Genomic DNA, 15,005 nt, shown 5'->3' with positions numbered 1-15,005 from the left:
CCGGCTCGCCGGTCCTGCCGACACGCGAAGGTCGTCGGCGGCTCACGAGGGGCGAATCGGCTCCGCGAGCCAGCGGACCAGCGCCTCGCCGTCGAGGTCGAGCAAGGCATCCTCGACCTCGACCGGGCCGAGCGCGCGGGCTCGCTCGAGGATCGAGCGCTCTTCCTCGGCCGTCGGTCGTCGCCCGAGCCGCCGCGCGAAGAGGCGACCTAGCAGCTCCGTGATCGCCTTCTGCTCGCCGCGCTGCTCTCCCCGTTGCTCGCCGCGCTGCTCTCCCCGTTGCTCGCCGCGCTGCTCTCCCCGTCGCTCGGCCTCGATGATCATCTCTCCGATGATCGGCGTGCGCCGGAGCAGCCCCTCTTCCTTGTCCTCCACCATGATGACCAGCTCCTTCAGCAGATTATGCTCCCAGGGGTCGATGGCCGCCATCACCAGGAGCGCCGTGTACAGCTCGGCACGTTCCTCTGTGGTCGCCGCCGCCGTATGGGCTCGTGCAGCCAGCTACCGAAGAAGCGTTTCGACCGCCTGCTCCAGGAGACGTGCCGGGCGAGGCGCCCGGAGCGGTCGCCGCCGCCAAGTGGCCGTTGGTCAATATCCTCGCAGCCCTGACCGCCGCTACGATCTCGTAAGCTGCCCTGCTCGCCGGGGCTGCCAACCCTCTGTCGGGTCTGCCGTTCCGTCGCGGCTCCCCAAACCTGGATCGGGTCGCTGCGCGGGTCGGGTCGCTGTGCGCTGCTAGGCGGGCGCGTACGCCGCGGCCGGATGCGCCTGCGGCGCGAGGCGCGCCGGTGCAGAGGCCACCTGTGCAGCGTCCCTCTCTTGCCTCATCGCGACCGTCTTACGGTACTGCTCGGCCTCGGCGAGGCGGGTGATCTCGATCTCTCCGTGCATCCGCCGAACGGTCCTGGCAATCTCATCGATGTCGACCTGGAAGAACTCCTTCTTCTCATTGATGAGGTTGATCCGCCGTTCGTGAAAGGCACGATGCAGGGCGGTTTCCAGCGCCGGTGCGTCATCCGAATAGATCATCGCATGGACATCGAACTCGAACGGCACCGACGCGTCCCCGAGCTCATGCACGCGATCGAGGGGGTCCAGACGGCGCGTCATGCCGATCTTGTAAACGTGCTCCCCGAACGAGCCGATGTTGGAGATCACGTAGACGTGTCCCGAACGCGTCAGCTGCGCTCGAGAGATCGCGCGCTCCTTGTTGGCGTGCGCTTCTTCGAGCTTCTTCTGCAGCGCCTCGATCTGCGATTGGAGCTTCAGCTGCTTGGCGCCGGCCGCCCTCTCGACCTCCTCCTGCGCCTTGCGCAGCGCCTCCTCGTAGCGCTGCTCCTCTCGCTCCGCCTCCAGCCTCGCCTTTTCTAGCTCGCGCTGCGCGATCTCCTCCTCCCGCATCTGCTCACGGATACGCCGCTGCTCCTCCTTTTCGGCCTGGACCTTCTCCTCGTACTCGTACGCAAGATGCAGCTCTTCGAGCTTGAGATCCAGGTACACCCTCGTGATCTCGCAGTTCTGCACCCCGACAAGCCCGTTGATGACCTCCCACGCTTTCTTGATGCGAGTCTCCATCACGTTCACGTTCTTGTAGGTCACCTTCGCGATGGCGGCGTCGGACTCGCCGTTGAAGGCGCGCAGGATGAGCTTGAGGGTCTGGCTGATCTGCTTTCGTCCCTCGGTGACGCTCCCGTTGACCGTCCATACCGTACGGCAGATGGCGGCTGACTTGTCTTTGAGTAGCTCCTTCTGGCGGTCGCGAATCCGTTCGAGCTTGGCCTGGTAGATCTCGGAAGACGAAAAATCGTACCGCGGCCGGTAGAAGCCGAAGGACTGGAGGTTCGACTCCTCGTCCAGCGCGCTCTGCTCCACACGGAGCTTCGCGATGGCGGCCTGGAGCGACGCCAGATCCGCCGTGCCCTGCTGGAGCTGGCCCCGGAGTCCCTGCAGTGTCTGCTCCCACTGGGCCCTGCCCTGGGTGACCTCACCCTGCAGGCGGGCCCGGTCCACATCGAGCTGGGCGACCGCTCGCTGCTTCTCCTGCTCCGTCGCAGCGATGCGCCCGAGGCGCTCGCTCATGACGTGCAGCTCGTTCTGCAGCTGCGCCTGCTGCGACGTCAGACGCTCGACCGCGTTCCGCTTTTCCCTCTCGGCTGCGGCGAGGCCGGCATGGGCGTCATTGAGGGCCGCGTGGGCGTGGCGGAGCTTTTCCAGCTCCGTACCCGTGGTGAGGTGCTGCGCCTGTACATCCCGGAGAGCTTGCCCCCATTCGACTGTGCTACGGTCGATCTCCCTTTGCAGGCGTGACCGGTCTGCGTCGAGTTGAGCGAGCACTCGCTGTCGCTCTGATTCGGCGTCGACGATGCCGCGGAAGCGGTTGAGCATGGCCGCGTGCGTCTGCTGGAGGACAGCGAGCTCCGAGAAGATGCGGTCACGCTGCTCCTGGAGACTCAAGAGCGCCTGCTCTCGGTCGGCCTTCATTCGCTCGGCAGACTCGCGGGCTGCGTGAAGCCTCGTCTTCTCGCCTCTCAGCTTCATGAGCCATCCGGCGAGCACGGCAATCACGATGAGCGCGAGAACGAGCAGGGCTCCCAAGAGTTCTTCCATGGCCGAGCACACTCCTGCGAGGGACAGACCTGCCAGCAACGAACGTGGGCCCCCTCGCTATCATCAACGTACAAGGCGTGAAGTCCCGACGAAAGCGTTTCCTCGTGCGCAGCGTTCGTCGTACCCCTGCGCACATTCCGGGATCCGCTGCGCGGCGGCGTGGCCGCTGTCCGCAGGGACTGGCGTCGTCAAGGGCGCCTCGGCGTCGTTGTAGGTTGTGGGTCGCTCAACCAGATTCGGGCCGCAGGGCTCGCTCAACCAGGGGCGGGTAGCTCGGCGACCAGGGTACGGGGGGCGTCGAGGGGTTCATGCGGCCTCCGGTCGCGCCGTGGCCGCCCGGCGAGGGCGGCGGGCGCGTGCGTGCGTACTCTGACCTCGCCACCGAGGTCGGGCCATCGAGCGCCAACCTCCAGCGCGCACCGGCGATGGCGACCGCCGAGCGGCCTTCCCGCGTGGTCGTGAACGTGCCAGGTCCCCCGAGACAACCCCATGAGCGACGCGAAGAGCAAGGCGACCGCAGCAGCGCTCGCGGCCGGCCAGCGGGACGAGGCGAGCGCGCCGACAGGGACCCTCGCCGAGGAGCGGCGCCGGCGCGCTGGTGGTCTCCGATGAGCACCCCCGGCGCCATCCAGCCTGCGCGGGGGTTCCACAGGAGCCTGCGCGCGACCCTCTTCATGGCGGCCGGGGCGGCGCTGCTCACGTGGTCGCAAGTCGCGCTGCGGTTCCTCTCGGAAGCTCAGCCGGGCGCCGGCGACGTCACCCTGGTGATGCTGGTCAACCTCTGGACGAACGTCGCGATCTTCGTGGTCGTCGCGCTCCTCCTCTCGCGCGGCAGCCGCCGTGTCCCGGCGGCCGCCCTCGCGGAGCGGCGCGCGGCGCTCGGCGCCTACGCCCTCTTCGACCTGCTCGGGGTCACGCTCTTCCTCGTGGGGAGCCTGTTCCTCCCCCTCGCCACGAACTCGCTCCTGTACTCGCTTCACGTCATCTTCACGCCCTTCCTCCTGTGGGCCGCGCTGCGCCAGGCGCCCGGCGCGCGGCGAGGCCTCATCGCGAGCTGGGCCTTCGTCGGCGTGGCGATCTACTTCCACGACGGGTTCCTGACCTACGAGTCGCTCCACGGGTACCGCTGGCTGGCCCTGCTCCTGCCGCTCGCGGCGGCGTTCCTCATGTCCCTCGTCAACCTGAGCGCAGATCGCCTCCAGCACATCCCGTTCGAGTACATCCTCCTCTTCACCTCCCTCGTCGGCATCGCCGCCAGCGCCCTGGCGCTCGTCACAACGGGCTCCGGAGCGATGATCCTCGGAGGCGGCCTCTGGTCGTCCTGGGACCAGCTCGCCCTCTCGGCCGGCGCCGGCGCAGCTGCGCAGTTCTGCATCGTCATCGGGCTCACCTCGGGCAGCCTGCTCGCGGCGGTGATCACCGAGGCGCTCACGGTGGTGTTCACCGGGATCGCCGGGCTCCTGTTCCTCCGGGAGTCGATCAGCCCGGCGCAGCGCCTCGGGATGCTCATCATCCTGTCGGCCATCGTCCTCATCAACCTGTCGAACCGGAGCCCAGAGGCCGGCGAGCCGGGGTAGGGAGGCGGCCGCTGCCCTGCGCGCAGGCGCGCGCTCGCGCGCTCGGCGACTACCGGCGCTTCTGGGAAGAGCGCCTCGACCAGCTCACGCCGATGGCGTCATCGCGGTGACCCACAGGCGTCAAGGACGCCGCGCGGTGACTCGAGCCCTCACGTCGCGTCGTACCTGTCGTGATGGCGGACCCACGACATCGAGAAAGAGAGCGCGGACTCGTCCCGGCCCTTGGGCGTGAGATCGAGGTAGTTGTAGGTGCCGATCAGGACGTCGAGGCCGCGCGCGTAGGTCGAGTAGGTGTGAAAGACCTCGTCGCCCTCGCGGGCGAAGACGCTCACCCCCGGCGCCTCGGGGTGCGGGAAGCTCCCCTTCTGGAAGTTGTACTCGATGTCCCCCCGCGCGCGCGCCTCGTCCGGGAACGACACGCCGTAGTCGAAGTTGAACCTGGACTCGTTCGAGGAGACCCACGGAATGGTCCAGCCCATGCGCGACTTGAACGCCTCGATCTTGGCGAGCGGCGCGCGGGAGACGGCGCAGTACGCCGTGTCGCGGGCCGCGAGGTGGACATGGCCGCCCTGGATGTTGTCGACCACGTACGAGCAGCTCTTGCAGCCCTGCTCCCAGCTCGGATCGAACATGAAGTGGTAGACGATGAGCTGCCGGCGCGCGCCGAAGAGGTCGCGCAGCGTCACCTGGCCCGAGGGGCCGTCGAACACGTACGCCTCCTCGACCTTCACCCACGGCAGCTCGCGGCGCGCGGCGCTCAGCGCGTCGCGCCGCCGGTCGTGCTCTTTCTCTCGCTCGAGCAGCGCGAGGCGCGCCGCCCGCCACTCCTCCCTCGAGACCACCCTCGGGCGGCTCATCGGCTCCCTCCTTGCGAGGCGCCGGCGCCGGCGCGCTTGCCGCTCCGGAGCTTCTTGACGACGACGGCGGTCACGGCGCCAGCCGACGCCGCCTTGGCCAGGACCAACCCGAGGGAAGCGATACACGCAGGGCACATGGGATTACTCTCCTCCTGTCGACGGCGCGCGCGGGGCTCCGCCCGACACGGAGACATGACCACGACGCCTGTGGCCGCGACAGCAACATCGATGTCGCGATCGGTTGGCGCGCGCCGCTCGGCGTGAGATGCTCCGGCGATGGAAGCGGCGGTCGAGGTCCCCGCCGAGCTCGGCGCGCTGGCCGCCCGAGCGCTCGCGGCGGGGGACGCGCTCGGCGCGCTGAGGGTGGCTGGCCCGTTCGGCGGTCCACACGCCCTCGCGCTCCGCGGGATCGCGCTCGCGCAGATGGGCGCCTACGCGGAGGCCAGGGCCGCGCTCGAGCGCGCCGCGCTGGCGTTCGCGGCGGCGGGCGAGGAGCGCGCGCGGGCGCGCGCGAGCGCGGCCCTCGGGGAGGTCGCGCTCGCGCAGCGGGAGCTCGGGGAGGCGCAGCGACACCTCGTCGAGGCCGGCGACGCCCTCGAGCGCGCGGGCGATCTCACGAACGCCGCGTGGGCCCGCCTCGGCGCGGCGCGCGCCGCGCTCCTCGAAGGCCGCGTCGCCGAGGCGGAGCGGGCGCTCGCGGCCGCCGAGGCCACGGTCACGGGCGACGCGCCGGTGTTCACCAGGGCCGCGCTGGCGCTGGCGCGCGCCGAGCTGCACGCGCGGCTCGTGCGGGCGTCCTCGGCGCGGCGCGCCGCGGAGCAGGCGGCGGCCTGGGCGCGGGCGAGCGGGCACCCGCAGCTCATCGCCGAGACGGAGCGCTTCCTCCGCGCGCACGACGAGCCGGTGGCGCGCGTCGTCCGCGGCGGCCGCGAGGAGCTCGCGCGCCTCGCCGACGTCGAGGCCCTGGTCGCGGCCGAGGGGCGGGTCGTGGTCGACTCGCTCCGGCGCCGCGTCCTCGACGGCGGCGCCGCGCGCGCCGACCTGTCGCGCCGTCCGGTCCTCTTCGCCATGCTCGAGGCGCTCGCGCGCGCCCACCCGGCCGCGATCGCGAGCGCCGATCTCGCGCGCGCGGCGTTCGGCGTGCGCACCGTCAACGAGTCTCACCGGCGGCGGCTGCGCGTCGAGGTGGGGCGCCTGCGCGCCGCGCTCGGCGGCGCCGGGGTCGTGAGGGCGCTCGGGAACGCGTACCGCTGGGAGCTCGGCGGCGGGGTCGAGCTGGTCCTGCTCGCGCCGCTCGATCCGGGCAACGCCGGCGCCATCTGCGCGCTCCTGGCCGACGGCGCCGCGTGGAGCGCGCCGGCCATCGGCGCCGCCCTCTGCAAGAGCACGCGCACGGTGCAGCGCGCGCTCTCGGAGCTGGTGCTCGCGGGCGCGGTCGAGGTCAGCGGCAGCGGCCCCTCGCGACGCTACGCGAGGCCCCGCGCGGCGCTGTCGATCGCGTCACAGATGTTGCTGCTCGGGCTCGCGCTTCCAGGCTAAGGGGACGGAGCAAGGGAGGTCCTGGATCATGAAGGCACGGCAGGCCGAGATCATCGCGGAGCGCACGTTCGACGGGGTGGACTCCATCCATGGGGTCGCGTTCGACGGGCAGGCGGTGTGGTTTGCGCACGGGGCAGGCGGAGACCTCCTGTCCGCGGAGCCGGAGACGGGCCAGGTGTTGCGTCGCCTGAAGGCCCCGGCCCAGGCTGGGGTGGCGTTCGACGGGAGCCACCTGTGGGTCGTCGGCGGCGGCAAGATTCGCAAGATCGATCCCGGGACAGGGGCCGCGGTGGGGGAGGTGCCGGGCTTCGATGCGACGCTCGTGAGCGGGCTCGCGTGGGCCGATGGCGCGCTCTACGCGGGCATTTACCGGCAGAAGAAGATCCTCAAGATCGATCCCGAGCGCGGGACCGTCCTCCGCACGCTCGTCTCCGACAGGTTCGTCACCGGCGTCACGTGGGCGGACGGCGACCTCTGGCACGGCGTGATGCCCGACGACGAGGGCGCGCCGTCGGAGATCCGCCGCGTCGACGCGCAGCGCGGCGAGGTCCTGGACCGGCTCGCGCTGCCGGAGGGCGTGCGCGTCTCCGGCGTCGAGGCGGACGCGAGCGGCCGCCTGTGGTGCGGCGATCCGGCGACGGGCAAGCTTCGCGCGGTGAGGAAGCCCAGGACGGCGGCCTGAACACGCGGAGGCGGGGGAGCGAGGTGCTTTCCCTCGTCAGCGAGGGCTGCACTGCACGACGCAGATGGCCGAGGCGCCCTTCGCGCGCGCGCTCGACTCGCACGCTCGCTTCGCTTGCTGCGAGGCGAGGAAGCGGTCCTTTCCTCCGCCATTGCCGAACACCATCTGATAGTTGCAGGCGCCCGCGAAGCCGCAAACACGCACGGACGCGCTCGCCGTGCACCACCAGGACGCCCCGCCCGCCGCGCTCCCGTTGCTCGCGGCGCCCTTCGAGGGCGCTGGCGCTTCGCCTGTCTCGCCGTCGCCGGCGGGCGACGGGGCATCGCCGCTCGGCGGGTCGGCGCCCGCCACCTCATCGGCTTCCAGGTCGGGACGCAGCGGGGTGCTCGTCGGCAGGGGCGGCACGGGCGCGGCGCTGCCCGCGGTCGAGACGTCGAAGGGCGCGGGCTCGACGACGGCCTGCTCCGGCGTCGCGCTCGCCACGAAGTACGCCACGCCGCCGAGCACGACGAGGGCGCCCATGGCGAGCGCGAACAGCCCGCCCAGGACCGCGAGCACGATCACGATCGGCGATACGCCCGGCTTCGGACGCGGCGGCGGGGGTGGCGGATGGGGGTAGTGAAACGGCGGCTGGGGAGGGTAGTGATGCGGCGGCTGGGGACGGTGCTGCGGATGCCCGGGACCGAACATCCCGTAATAGTAGCGCAGCGGAGCCGGCCGCGCAGCGGGTTGCCGGACCCGGAAGCCCCTGCTCATGACGCGGCTCGGGGACCCTGCCGGACTCACGCGACCCCCGGCTCCAGCGGCTCATTCTGGACCGATCATTCTGGAACGACCGGTCCAGAATGAGCCGCTGGAGCGAGGACAGCTGGGCTCGACCATGAAGCCAGCCTGCGCGCGACCGACCGCGGCTCCTCGGGCCCGCCGCGGGCCGCCTTGCTACCACCCCAGAGCTTCGATCATCTTCTCACCGTAACGCGTGCCCATGAGAACAACGGACGCATGATCGAAGTGGTACTGATCCATGACGTTGGTGCCCTGCTGAGTGATCCAGTATCCCTGAGGCAACATGTCGGCCGCCTGGTGCACGAGGTTGTTATGACCGCTGCAGCATCCGCCCGCGGGGAGCTCTCCAAGGATGAAGGGAACGTCGTAGTCAACCCCCCAGGCTTCTTTCACCTCGTTGTAGAGCTGAACGACCTTGCCGGGCCATGCGCTCTGGCCGCTGTCGGATTCACCCTGGTGGAAGATGATGCCCGCGAAGCGCGCGTTCTCGGCCGTCTTCGCCTTGGCGATCTTGTTCAAGATCATCTGGTGGTGTGAGCCGCCAGAGATGAACGTGTTGATCGACTCACCGCTCTCAGCTGTGCCGACCAACCCGATCGTGTCCCCCTCGGCCAGCTTTCCGAGCAGGGTCTTGCCGAACCATATGCCCGGGTCGACGGAGGTCGACAGGTTCCATCCTTTTTCACCAGGGCAATCACTGAGCGGCGGATTGGCCACGTTCCACTGTCCGGCCGGCTGATTGCATCCGCCGAGGACCTTGAGCCGCGCGTCAGAATTCTGGTCACTGTCCTGTTTGTCTGCGACACCAGCCATGTTCGACTGGCCCATGAGCATGAAGATGTGAAACGTCGGATTCGAGCTCGGTGCGCCGCCGGTGCCTGCCGCGCTGCTACCCGGTCCGGTCCCTACCGTGGCGCCACCTCCAGCTCCAGCGCTCGTGCTGCTTGTCGCGGCGCCCCCGGTCCCCGCGCTCGTGCTGCCTGTCGTGGCGCCTCCGGTTCCAGCGCTCGTGGTACCCGTCGAGGCGCCTCCGGCTCCCGAACCGGCCCCTCCGGTGTTGTCATTCTCACCGGTCGCGCCGGACGAAGCGGACTCGCCACAACCGGACGCAGCGATGATGAAGAGAAATGGGAGGAGCAGGAACCTCGGTGTGCCTCGGATGATGCGGTTCGTCTCGGTCATGGTCGTTACCTCGTCGCGCCGGGGCGCGATCTGAAGAGAATGGCGGAATTTGTGGGCCGGCGTCCCGATGCCGGTGCGGCGAACCTCGCCCGCAAAGAGCTAAGCGCCGGGGCCTAGACTATCGCATCTTGGGAGCCTGGCATCCTGGATTCGGCTTCAGGACAACACAAGGAGAAGACCAGTGATGCTGGACTCTTTCATCGTCGACGGCGTTCGCTCCTCCTGCGCCTCGAGCCCCGACCGATCCTTTCGAAGCGAAGCGGTTTTATGGTACCGGTCCGCGGAAATTCCTCCTCGTGCCCGCTATGGCAACGGCAGCCCCCCGTCGCCTGCCTGCGGCAGCCTCTTTCTCGCGCCGCCCGCTGCCAGTACCCCGATGGCCGCCATGAGCTCCGTCGGCTGGATCGGCTTCGTGAGGTGGGTCTGGAACCCGGCGAGCAGCGCTCTCGTGCGGTCCTCGTTTCCGGCGTACGCGGTGAGCGCCACCGCCGGCACGTCCCCGCCGCGCTCCCGCGGCAGCGCCCGCACCCGGCGGATGAGCTCGTAGCCATCCATCCCGCGCATCCCGATGTCGCTCACGAGCACGTCCGGCCTCTCCAGCTCGAGCAGCCTCAGCGCCTCTTCCGCGGAGCCTGCGAGCCTGACGCGCGCCTTGCGCTCCTCGACGAAGGTCCTGACCATGTCGCGGGTATCCGGGGCGTCGTCCACGAAGAGCACCGAGATGCCGCTCAGGTCGGAGAGCTCGCAGGGGTCGTCGCCGCTCGCCCGGGCCTCGATCTCCCGCTCCCGCCCGTTCGTGGCGCCTTCCGCCGGGGCGCGCGCGACGTCGAGCGGGAGCTCCACGGTGAAGGTCGCGCCCTTTCCCACGCCGGCGCTCGTCGCCCGCACGGCGCCGCCCTGGAGCTCGACCAGGTGCTTCACGATGGCGAGCCCCAGGCCCAGCCCGCCGTGCCGCCGAGTCGTCGAGGCGTCGGCCTGGCGGAAACGCTCGAAGACGTACGGGAGGAACTCGGGCTTGATGCCCTCTCCGGTGTCCGAGACGGCGATCTCGACGTGATCGCCGGCGCGGGAGACCTCCACCTGCACGATCCCGCCCTCCGGGGTGAACTTGACGGCATTGCTCAGGAGGTTCCACACCACCTGTTGCAGTCGGTTCGGGTCGCCGCGCGTCACCCCCACGGCAGGACTCGAGATCTTCTCGAGCCGGATCCCTTTCGCCGCCGCCGAGGGCGCGACGGACGAAACGGCCGTGCCCACCACGTCGTGCAGGTCCAGAGGCTGCACGTCCAGATGGATCTTGCCAGACGTGATGCGCCCCATGTCGAGCAGATCCTCGATGAGCTGCGCCTGCGCGCGGGCGTTGCGGTCGATGACCGAGAGTCCCTTGCAGAGCTCCTCGTCCTCGCGGCTCACCCGACGGCGCAGGAGGTGCGTCCAGCCGAGGATGGCGGTGAGCGGGGTGCGCAGCTCGTGGCTCACCGTCGAGAGGAACTCGTCCTTCAGCCGGTTCGCCCGCTCGGCCTCGCTGCGCGCGGCCTGCTCGACCTCGAGCAGGCGCGACCGCTCCTCCTCGGCCTGCTTGCGATCGGTGATATCGATGACCGAGCCGACATAGCCAAGAAACTCGCCGCTCGGGCTGAACCGCGGGGTCGCCGCGTCGATGCACCACCGGTACTGCCCGTCACGGCGGCGGAGGCGGTAATCGAAGCGGAACGGCTCCCGCCTCGCGTTGGCGGCGCGGAAGATGCTCGCGGAGCGCTCGGCGTCCTCCGGATGAAGCATGTCGAGCCAACCGAACCCGAGGCCGGCGGCCTGAGCCTGCCCCGTGAAATCGGACCAGACCCTGTTGAGGTAGGTGCAGCAGCCGTCGGGCCGGGTCACCCATATCATCACGGGGGAGTTGTCGGCGATGTTGCGGAATCGCTCCTCGCTCTCGCGTATCGAGTCCGCGGCAGCTCGCTTCTCCGTGATGTCGGTGACCATGCCGATCATGGAACGAGGCTGTCCTGCCTCGTCGTGCTCGACGGTGCCGAGGTCCGTGACCCAGCGGATCTCCCCGTCGGGGCGGACGATGCGGAACTCGATCGCATAGCCCGCCCGCCCCTTGATGGCCGCTCCCGTCTCCGCCCGGACCCGCGCCCGGTCGTCGGGATAAATCCTCCGCTCGAATGCGTCGAGCGTCCCCTCGAACGTGCCCGGCGGGATCCCGAAGATGCCGCAGACCTCGTCGGACCAGACAACGACGCCGCTGGCGACATCCCAATCCCACACGCCGGTCTGCCCGGCGCGCAGCGCCAGCCGCAGCCGCGCCTCGTTCTTGTGCAACGACTCGCTGTTGCGTCTCTCGTCGGCGACGACGGCCAGCACCAGCGTGGTCATGGCGGTAGCGCCGATGAACTGCTGGAGCAGCGCGAACTGCAGTGCCGCGGGGGTGCTGAACGGTCCGTGCCCCTCGATCGTGGCCTGGACCGCGACGGCCGCGACCGGGAGCATCGCCGCCGTCGCGCCCCGAACGCCCCACGTCAATGCCGCCCAGGTCAGGGCGGGGAAGGTCAGCCATGGGCGGACCATGCGGGAGGATTCAGGCCGGAAGCTCAGCCAGGCGAGCGCCCAGGCCGCCGCCGTGCACAGCGCGAGGTGCAGCCACCGCGCCCGGGCCCGGCCGACCGGCTCGCCACGCGCCCAGCTCAGCACGAGGGGCGCCACCACAATCACCCCCGCCACGTCGCCGGCCCACCGGCTGAGCCATGCCACGAGAGCCTGCCTGGAGCCCTGGTTGAACGTGCCGGCCAGCGCGAAGGTCCCTCCAGTGGCGGAGACGGCCGAGCTTCCCAGGGCGGCGGCGCTGACGACGAGCACGTCGGTCAGGCGCGTGAGCGCCGGTCGCAGGCGAGCGCGGCGCAGCGCCCACGCGCCGCCCAGGGCCGCCAGCGTGTTCCCGGACGCGAGGGCGGCCTTCGCCCACAGCGGGAGGCACGGCGCTTCCAGGAGGAACGCGGCCATCGTCCCGGCGAACACCGCCGGCCACAGCCGCAGGCCCCCGAGGAGGAGCCCGGCGAGCGCGACCCCGGCGGCGGGAGACGCCGGGGGGGAGGCGCGGCAGCCCGTCGCCCACCGGAGGCCCAACACAGCCAGGAGGAAGTAGCTTGCGAACAGCGCGGCGGCAGGGCCAAGGCGACGCGCCGTCTCGGTCAGGTCGAGGTCCTTCGCCACCTGGCCGATGCTCCGGTCGCCCGCCTTCGCCAGCCGTACGGTCTCCGCCTGAAGCTCGGGCGTGAGCGCCCTCCTCTTCCTCGTCTCATCCCTGCCTCCTGGTGCCTTCAGGGGTGTCTACGGAAGCGGGGGAGGAGCACTTCCGGGGCCCGCCTCGCGGCTCAGGCACGGCGCCTCACGGCGGCACGCTCAGCGCGGCGCCTCACGGCGCGCACGCGGGCTCAGGCACGGCGCCTCACGCCGCGCACGTGGGCTCGCAGGACGAGGCCAACCCTTCCGGTGGCTCGTCGGCGCTGGGCGGCGACGAGCCCCGGGACGGCCTCGGTACAGGACCCAGCCGGGCAACGCGGCGGCCTGCTTCACCCACGTCGCCCTCTGCGCCTCGTCGAGGTGGTCGCCTGCCATGGCGCCTGACTCGGCCTCAGGGACCTTCACTTGCGAGCAGCGCTTGTAGCCGGTCGAGGACCTGCTCGCTGGCGGTTCCGCTGAGGGGGCGTGCGGGCCTGTGCGTGCGTGCGCGCACGCACGGGCCCGCACCGCCCGTGTTCCCCAGGAAACTCGCCGATTTACGCTGCCAGAACGGTGGCCCACCCCGTGCTTTATCGCGGCCGAGACGAGGTTGACCCGCTGCGTGGCGCGACCCGCTGCCCACGCCCCCTGTGGCCGAGGCGCACCGCCTGGCGCAGTCCCGCCGGACTCACGCCGCGCCGCCCGCGCCGCCAAGGAGAGCACCGCCATGCCCACCGACGACGATTGCACGATCCCGAGCAGCATGTCTCCGCTGACCCTCCGGCGGCTGGAGCAGGTGCCCCGCAACGTGATCGACAGCTCACCCCCGCAGCCCGGAGAGCCCCCGAGCTCCGGCCAGCGCGGCGCCTGGATCCGGCAGATCATCACGGGCGCCGCAGGCTGGCTCGGCACGAGCCGCGCCGCCTTCTGCATTCCCCTCGTCACATTTGTCGTGCTGCTCACCGTCCTTGTCTTCCGGCCAGGCCAGCTCGCGTCGGCCGTCGTGATCGACCTCCACCTCCCCTCGGAGAAGGCCATTCCCGAGGAGCGGCTCGCGCCCGGCGTGGAGATCGACCCCCAGGACGTCGTGTGGCGCTTCCGGTACGGCGCCACGGGCACCGAGTTCGCCGGCGGCGTGCCCTACTGGATCTACCGCGTCCTGCCGAGGATCTTCGACGACGAGTTCAAGGGGCACGGCTACGACCGCTTCGGCTTCGGCGACGACGACACCACCTATTACCGATCGCGCCCGGTGGGCCGCGGGCTCTTCCTCGCCGACTCCACCCTGCACGTCCCGCTGCTGCACACGAGCTTCGCGCTGAAGCGCGTCGCCATCAACTGCTCGGGGTGCCACCGCGGCGAGTACCTGGGCGCGAACGGCGAGGCCGTTTACGTGGACGGGATGCCGAACCACACCGCAGACCTGCAAGGGTTCAAGCGCTTCTTCGCGCGCGCCTTCCTGGACGAGCGCATGACCGGCGACCGGCTCATCCACGAGATCGACGCCGCGCTCGCCGAGGAAGGGGCCGCCCCGCTCACCGGCCGCGAGCAGGCGCTCTACCGGATCCTCCTCGCCGAGATGACGAAGCGGAGCCGCGCGGCGGTCAGCGCCTGGATGGACCTCCGGGCCGACAACGGCCCCGGGCGCATCGACCCGTTCAACGCGGTCAAGTTCGAGGTCCTCGGCGCGCCCGACGACGGGACCGCAGCCCAGATGGACTTCCCCTCGCTGTGGAACCAGCACGAGGGCATCCGCCCGTGGCACCACGCCGACGGCAACACGAGGAGCTCCACGGCCCGCAACCGCGGCTCGGCCATCGGCGTCGGCGCCGTCGCGATGTCGCTCAACAAGGACAACGTCGACACGATCGGGCGCTGGCTCGACCGGGACCTGCCGGCGCCGGCCTACCCCTTCACGCCGCCTCCGCCCGAGCGGGCCGCGCGCGGGCTCGCGGTCTTCACCGAGCACTGCGCCCAGTGCCATGGGCTCTACGACCCGGCGACGCGGACCGTCCAGCAGGTCGAGGGCAGCCTCTACATGGAGCGCCTCAAGCCGGGGACCGACGCGGAGCGCTCCAGGGCGTTCATGAAGCCGGCCGCCGACGCGCTCAACGCGTTCGGCGAGCGGCGGCACCTCTGGGAGAAGGACGCGTTCCGCCCGGTCAGGGAGCCAGGCGAGTACCTCGCCGGCCCGCTCGACGGGATCTGGGCGCGCGCCCCGTACCTCCACAACGGCTCCGTGCCCACGCTGGGCGACCTGCTCAAGCCGCCCGCGCCGCGCGGCAAGCTCGCCCCGGAGGAGGCGCAGCGGTTCCGGCCGAAGCGGTTCTACCGCGGCAGCCGGCGCTTCGACGAGCAGGGCGTCGGCTGGACGTCGACCGAGCCGATGGAGGGAGATCGCGCGCTCTTCCTCTACCGCACCGTCGACGACAACGACGATCCGATCCCGGGCAACAGCAACGAGGGGCACACCTACGGCACGAGCCTGCCGCCGGGAGACCGCGAGGCCCTCGTCGATTACCTCAAGACCCTTTGACTGGACCGGAACAGAAG

Annotated in this window: 11 protein-coding genes and 1 pseudogene; 5 read left to right on the top strand and 7 right to left on the bottom strand. The window is 70.7% G+C overall.

The features are described from left to right. Positions 1-42: 42 nt before the first annotated feature. Together WME85_RS30665 and WME85_RS30660 are read right to left on the bottom strand one after the other, a co-directional pair. Positions 43-471: pseudogene (locus WME85_RS30665) on the bottom strand (hypothetical protein); the annotation flags it as partial. A gap of 264 nt (positions 472-735) precedes the next feature. After that, complete coding sequence (locus WME85_RS30660; RefSeq protein ID WP_437826397.1) at positions 736-2,607, bottom strand: DUF4041 domain-containing protein; 1,872 nt, start codon at positions 2,605-2,607, stop codon at positions 736-738. A 489-nt stretch (positions 2,608-3,096) separates the two neighbouring features. Between WME85_RS30660 and WME85_RS30655 the strand changes: the two genes are divergently transcribed. Together WME85_RS30655 and WME85_RS30650 are read left to right on the top strand one after the other, a co-directional pair. Then, a complete protein-coding gene (locus tag WME85_RS30655; RefSeq protein ID WP_437302565.1) occupies positions 3,097-3,219 on the top strand; it encodes a hypothetical protein in 123 nt (40 codons plus the stop codon). Beyond that, positions 3,216-4,184 carry an EamA family transporter gene (locus tag WME85_RS30650; RefSeq protein WP_437826395.1) on the top strand — a complete coding sequence of 323 codons (969 nt, stop codon included), beginning with the start codon at positions 3,216-3,218 and terminating at the stop codon, positions 4,182-4,184. The genes WME85_RS30655 and WME85_RS30650 overlap by 4 nt, the downstream gene beginning before the upstream one ends. Positions 4,185-4,333: 149 nt before the next feature. On the opposite strand, the gene WME85_RS30645 is transcribed toward WME85_RS30650, so the two are convergent. Both WME85_RS30645 and WME85_RS30640 read right to left on the bottom strand, forming a co-directional pair. After that, a complete protein-coding gene (locus WME85_RS30645) occupies positions 4,334-5,041 on the bottom strand; it encodes a DUF899 domain-containing protein (RefSeq protein WP_437826393.1) in 708 nt (235 codons plus the stop codon). Further along, entirely contained in the window at positions 5,038-5,178 is a 141-nt protein-coding gene (locus WME85_RS30640) for a hypothetical protein (protein WP_437826391.1), read from the bottom strand. The genes WME85_RS30645 and WME85_RS30640 overlap by 4 nt, the downstream gene beginning before the upstream one ends. Before the next feature lie 139 nt (positions 5,179-5,317). Between WME85_RS30640 and WME85_RS30635 the strand changes: the two genes are divergently transcribed. Both WME85_RS30635 and WME85_RS30630 read left to right on the top strand, forming a co-directional pair. Next, positions 5,318-6,580 (top strand): helix-turn-helix domain-containing protein, encoded by a 1,263-nt coding sequence (locus tag WME85_RS30635; RefSeq protein WP_437302561.1) that lies wholly within the window; start codon positions 5,318-5,320, stop codon positions 6,578-6,580. A gap of 28 nt (positions 6,581-6,608) precedes the next feature. Further along, positions 6,609-7,262, top strand: coding sequence for a Vgb family protein (locus WME85_RS30630; protein ID WP_437826389.1), 654 nt, complete (start codon positions 6,609-6,611; stop codon positions 7,260-7,262). A gap of 36 nt (positions 7,263-7,298) precedes the next feature. Here the strand turns inward: WME85_RS30630 and WME85_RS30625 are convergent, their stop codons facing one another. The 3 genes from WME85_RS30625 to WME85_RS30615 all read right to left on the bottom strand — a co-directional run bounded on the left by WME85_RS30625 (position 7,299) and on the right by WME85_RS30615 (position 12,443). Beyond that, a complete protein-coding gene (locus WME85_RS30625; RefSeq protein ID WP_437826387.1) occupies positions 7,299-8,018 on the bottom strand; it encodes a hypothetical protein in 720 nt (239 codons plus the stop codon). A gap of 183 nt (positions 8,019-8,201) precedes the next feature. Continuing rightward, positions 8,202-9,230, bottom strand: a complete 1,029-nt coding sequence (locus WME85_RS30620; RefSeq protein ID WP_437826384.1) for a sialate O-acetylesterase — start codon at positions 9,228-9,230, stop codon at positions 8,202-8,204. A 303-nt stretch (positions 9,231-9,533) separates the two neighbouring features. Continuing rightward, positions 9,534-12,443 (bottom strand): PAS domain-containing protein, encoded by a 2,910-nt coding sequence (locus WME85_RS30615; protein ID WP_437826381.1) that lies wholly within the window; start codon positions 12,441-12,443, stop codon positions 9,534-9,536. A 736-nt stretch (positions 12,444-13,179) separates the two neighbouring features. Here WME85_RS30615 and WME85_RS30610 point away from each other — a divergent pair. Beyond that, entirely contained in the window at positions 13,180-14,988 is a 1,809-nt protein-coding gene (locus WME85_RS30610) for a hypothetical protein (protein ID WP_437826380.1), read from the top strand. Positions 14,989-15,005: the final 17 nt, after the last annotated feature.

Origin of the sequence: Sorangium sp. So ce1153 (assembly GCF_051521595.1) — a bacterium.
Lineage (GTDB): Bacteria > Myxococcota_A > Polyangia > Polyangiales > Polyangiaceae > Sorangium.
Note: the sequence above shows the minus strand (reverse complement) of the source record. Positions and strands in the feature narration are given on the sequence as shown.

What these genes read in the sequence shown, in the direction of transcription:
- WME85_RS30645 (WP_437826393.1), bottom strand. Translation starts at nt 5,041, where the DNA reads ATGAGCCGCCCGAGGGTGGTCTCGAGGGAGGAGTGGCGGGCGGCGCGC.
- WME85_RS30625 (WP_437826387.1), bottom strand. Translation starts at nt 8,018, where the DNA reads ATGAGCAGGGGCTTCCGGGTCCGGCAACCCGCTGCGCGGCCGGCTCCG.
- WME85_RS30655 (WP_437302565.1), top strand. Translation starts at nt 3,097, where the DNA reads ATGAGCGACGCGAAGAGCAAGGCGACCGCAGCAGCGCTCGCGGCCGGC.
- WME85_RS30635 (WP_437302561.1), top strand. Translation starts at nt 5,318, where the DNA reads ATGGAAGCGGCGGTCGAGGTCCCCGCCGAGCTCGGCGCGCTGGCCGCC.
- WME85_RS30610 (WP_437826380.1), top strand. Translation starts at nt 13,180, where the DNA reads ATGCCCACCGACGACGATTGCACGATCCCGAGCAGCATGTCTCCGCTG.
- WME85_RS30640 (WP_437826391.1), bottom strand. Translation starts at nt 5,178, where the DNA reads ATGTGCCCTGCGTGTATCGCTTCCCTCGGGTTGGTCCTGGCCAAGGCG.
- WME85_RS30620 (WP_437826384.1), bottom strand. Translation starts at nt 9,230, where the DNA reads ATGACCGAGACGAACCGCATCATCCGAGGCACACCGAGGTTCCTGCTC.
- WME85_RS30650 (WP_437826395.1), top strand. Translation starts at nt 3,216, where the DNA reads ATGAGCACCCCCGGCGCCATCCAGCCTGCGCGGGGGTTCCACAGGAGC.
- WME85_RS30630 (WP_437826389.1), top strand. Translation starts at nt 6,609, where the DNA reads ATGAAGGCACGGCAGGCCGAGATCATCGCGGAGCGCACGTTCGACGGG.
- WME85_RS30660 (WP_437826397.1), bottom strand. Translation starts at nt 2,607, where the DNA reads ATGGAAGAACTCTTGGGAGCCCTGCTCGTTCTCGCGCTCATCGTGATT.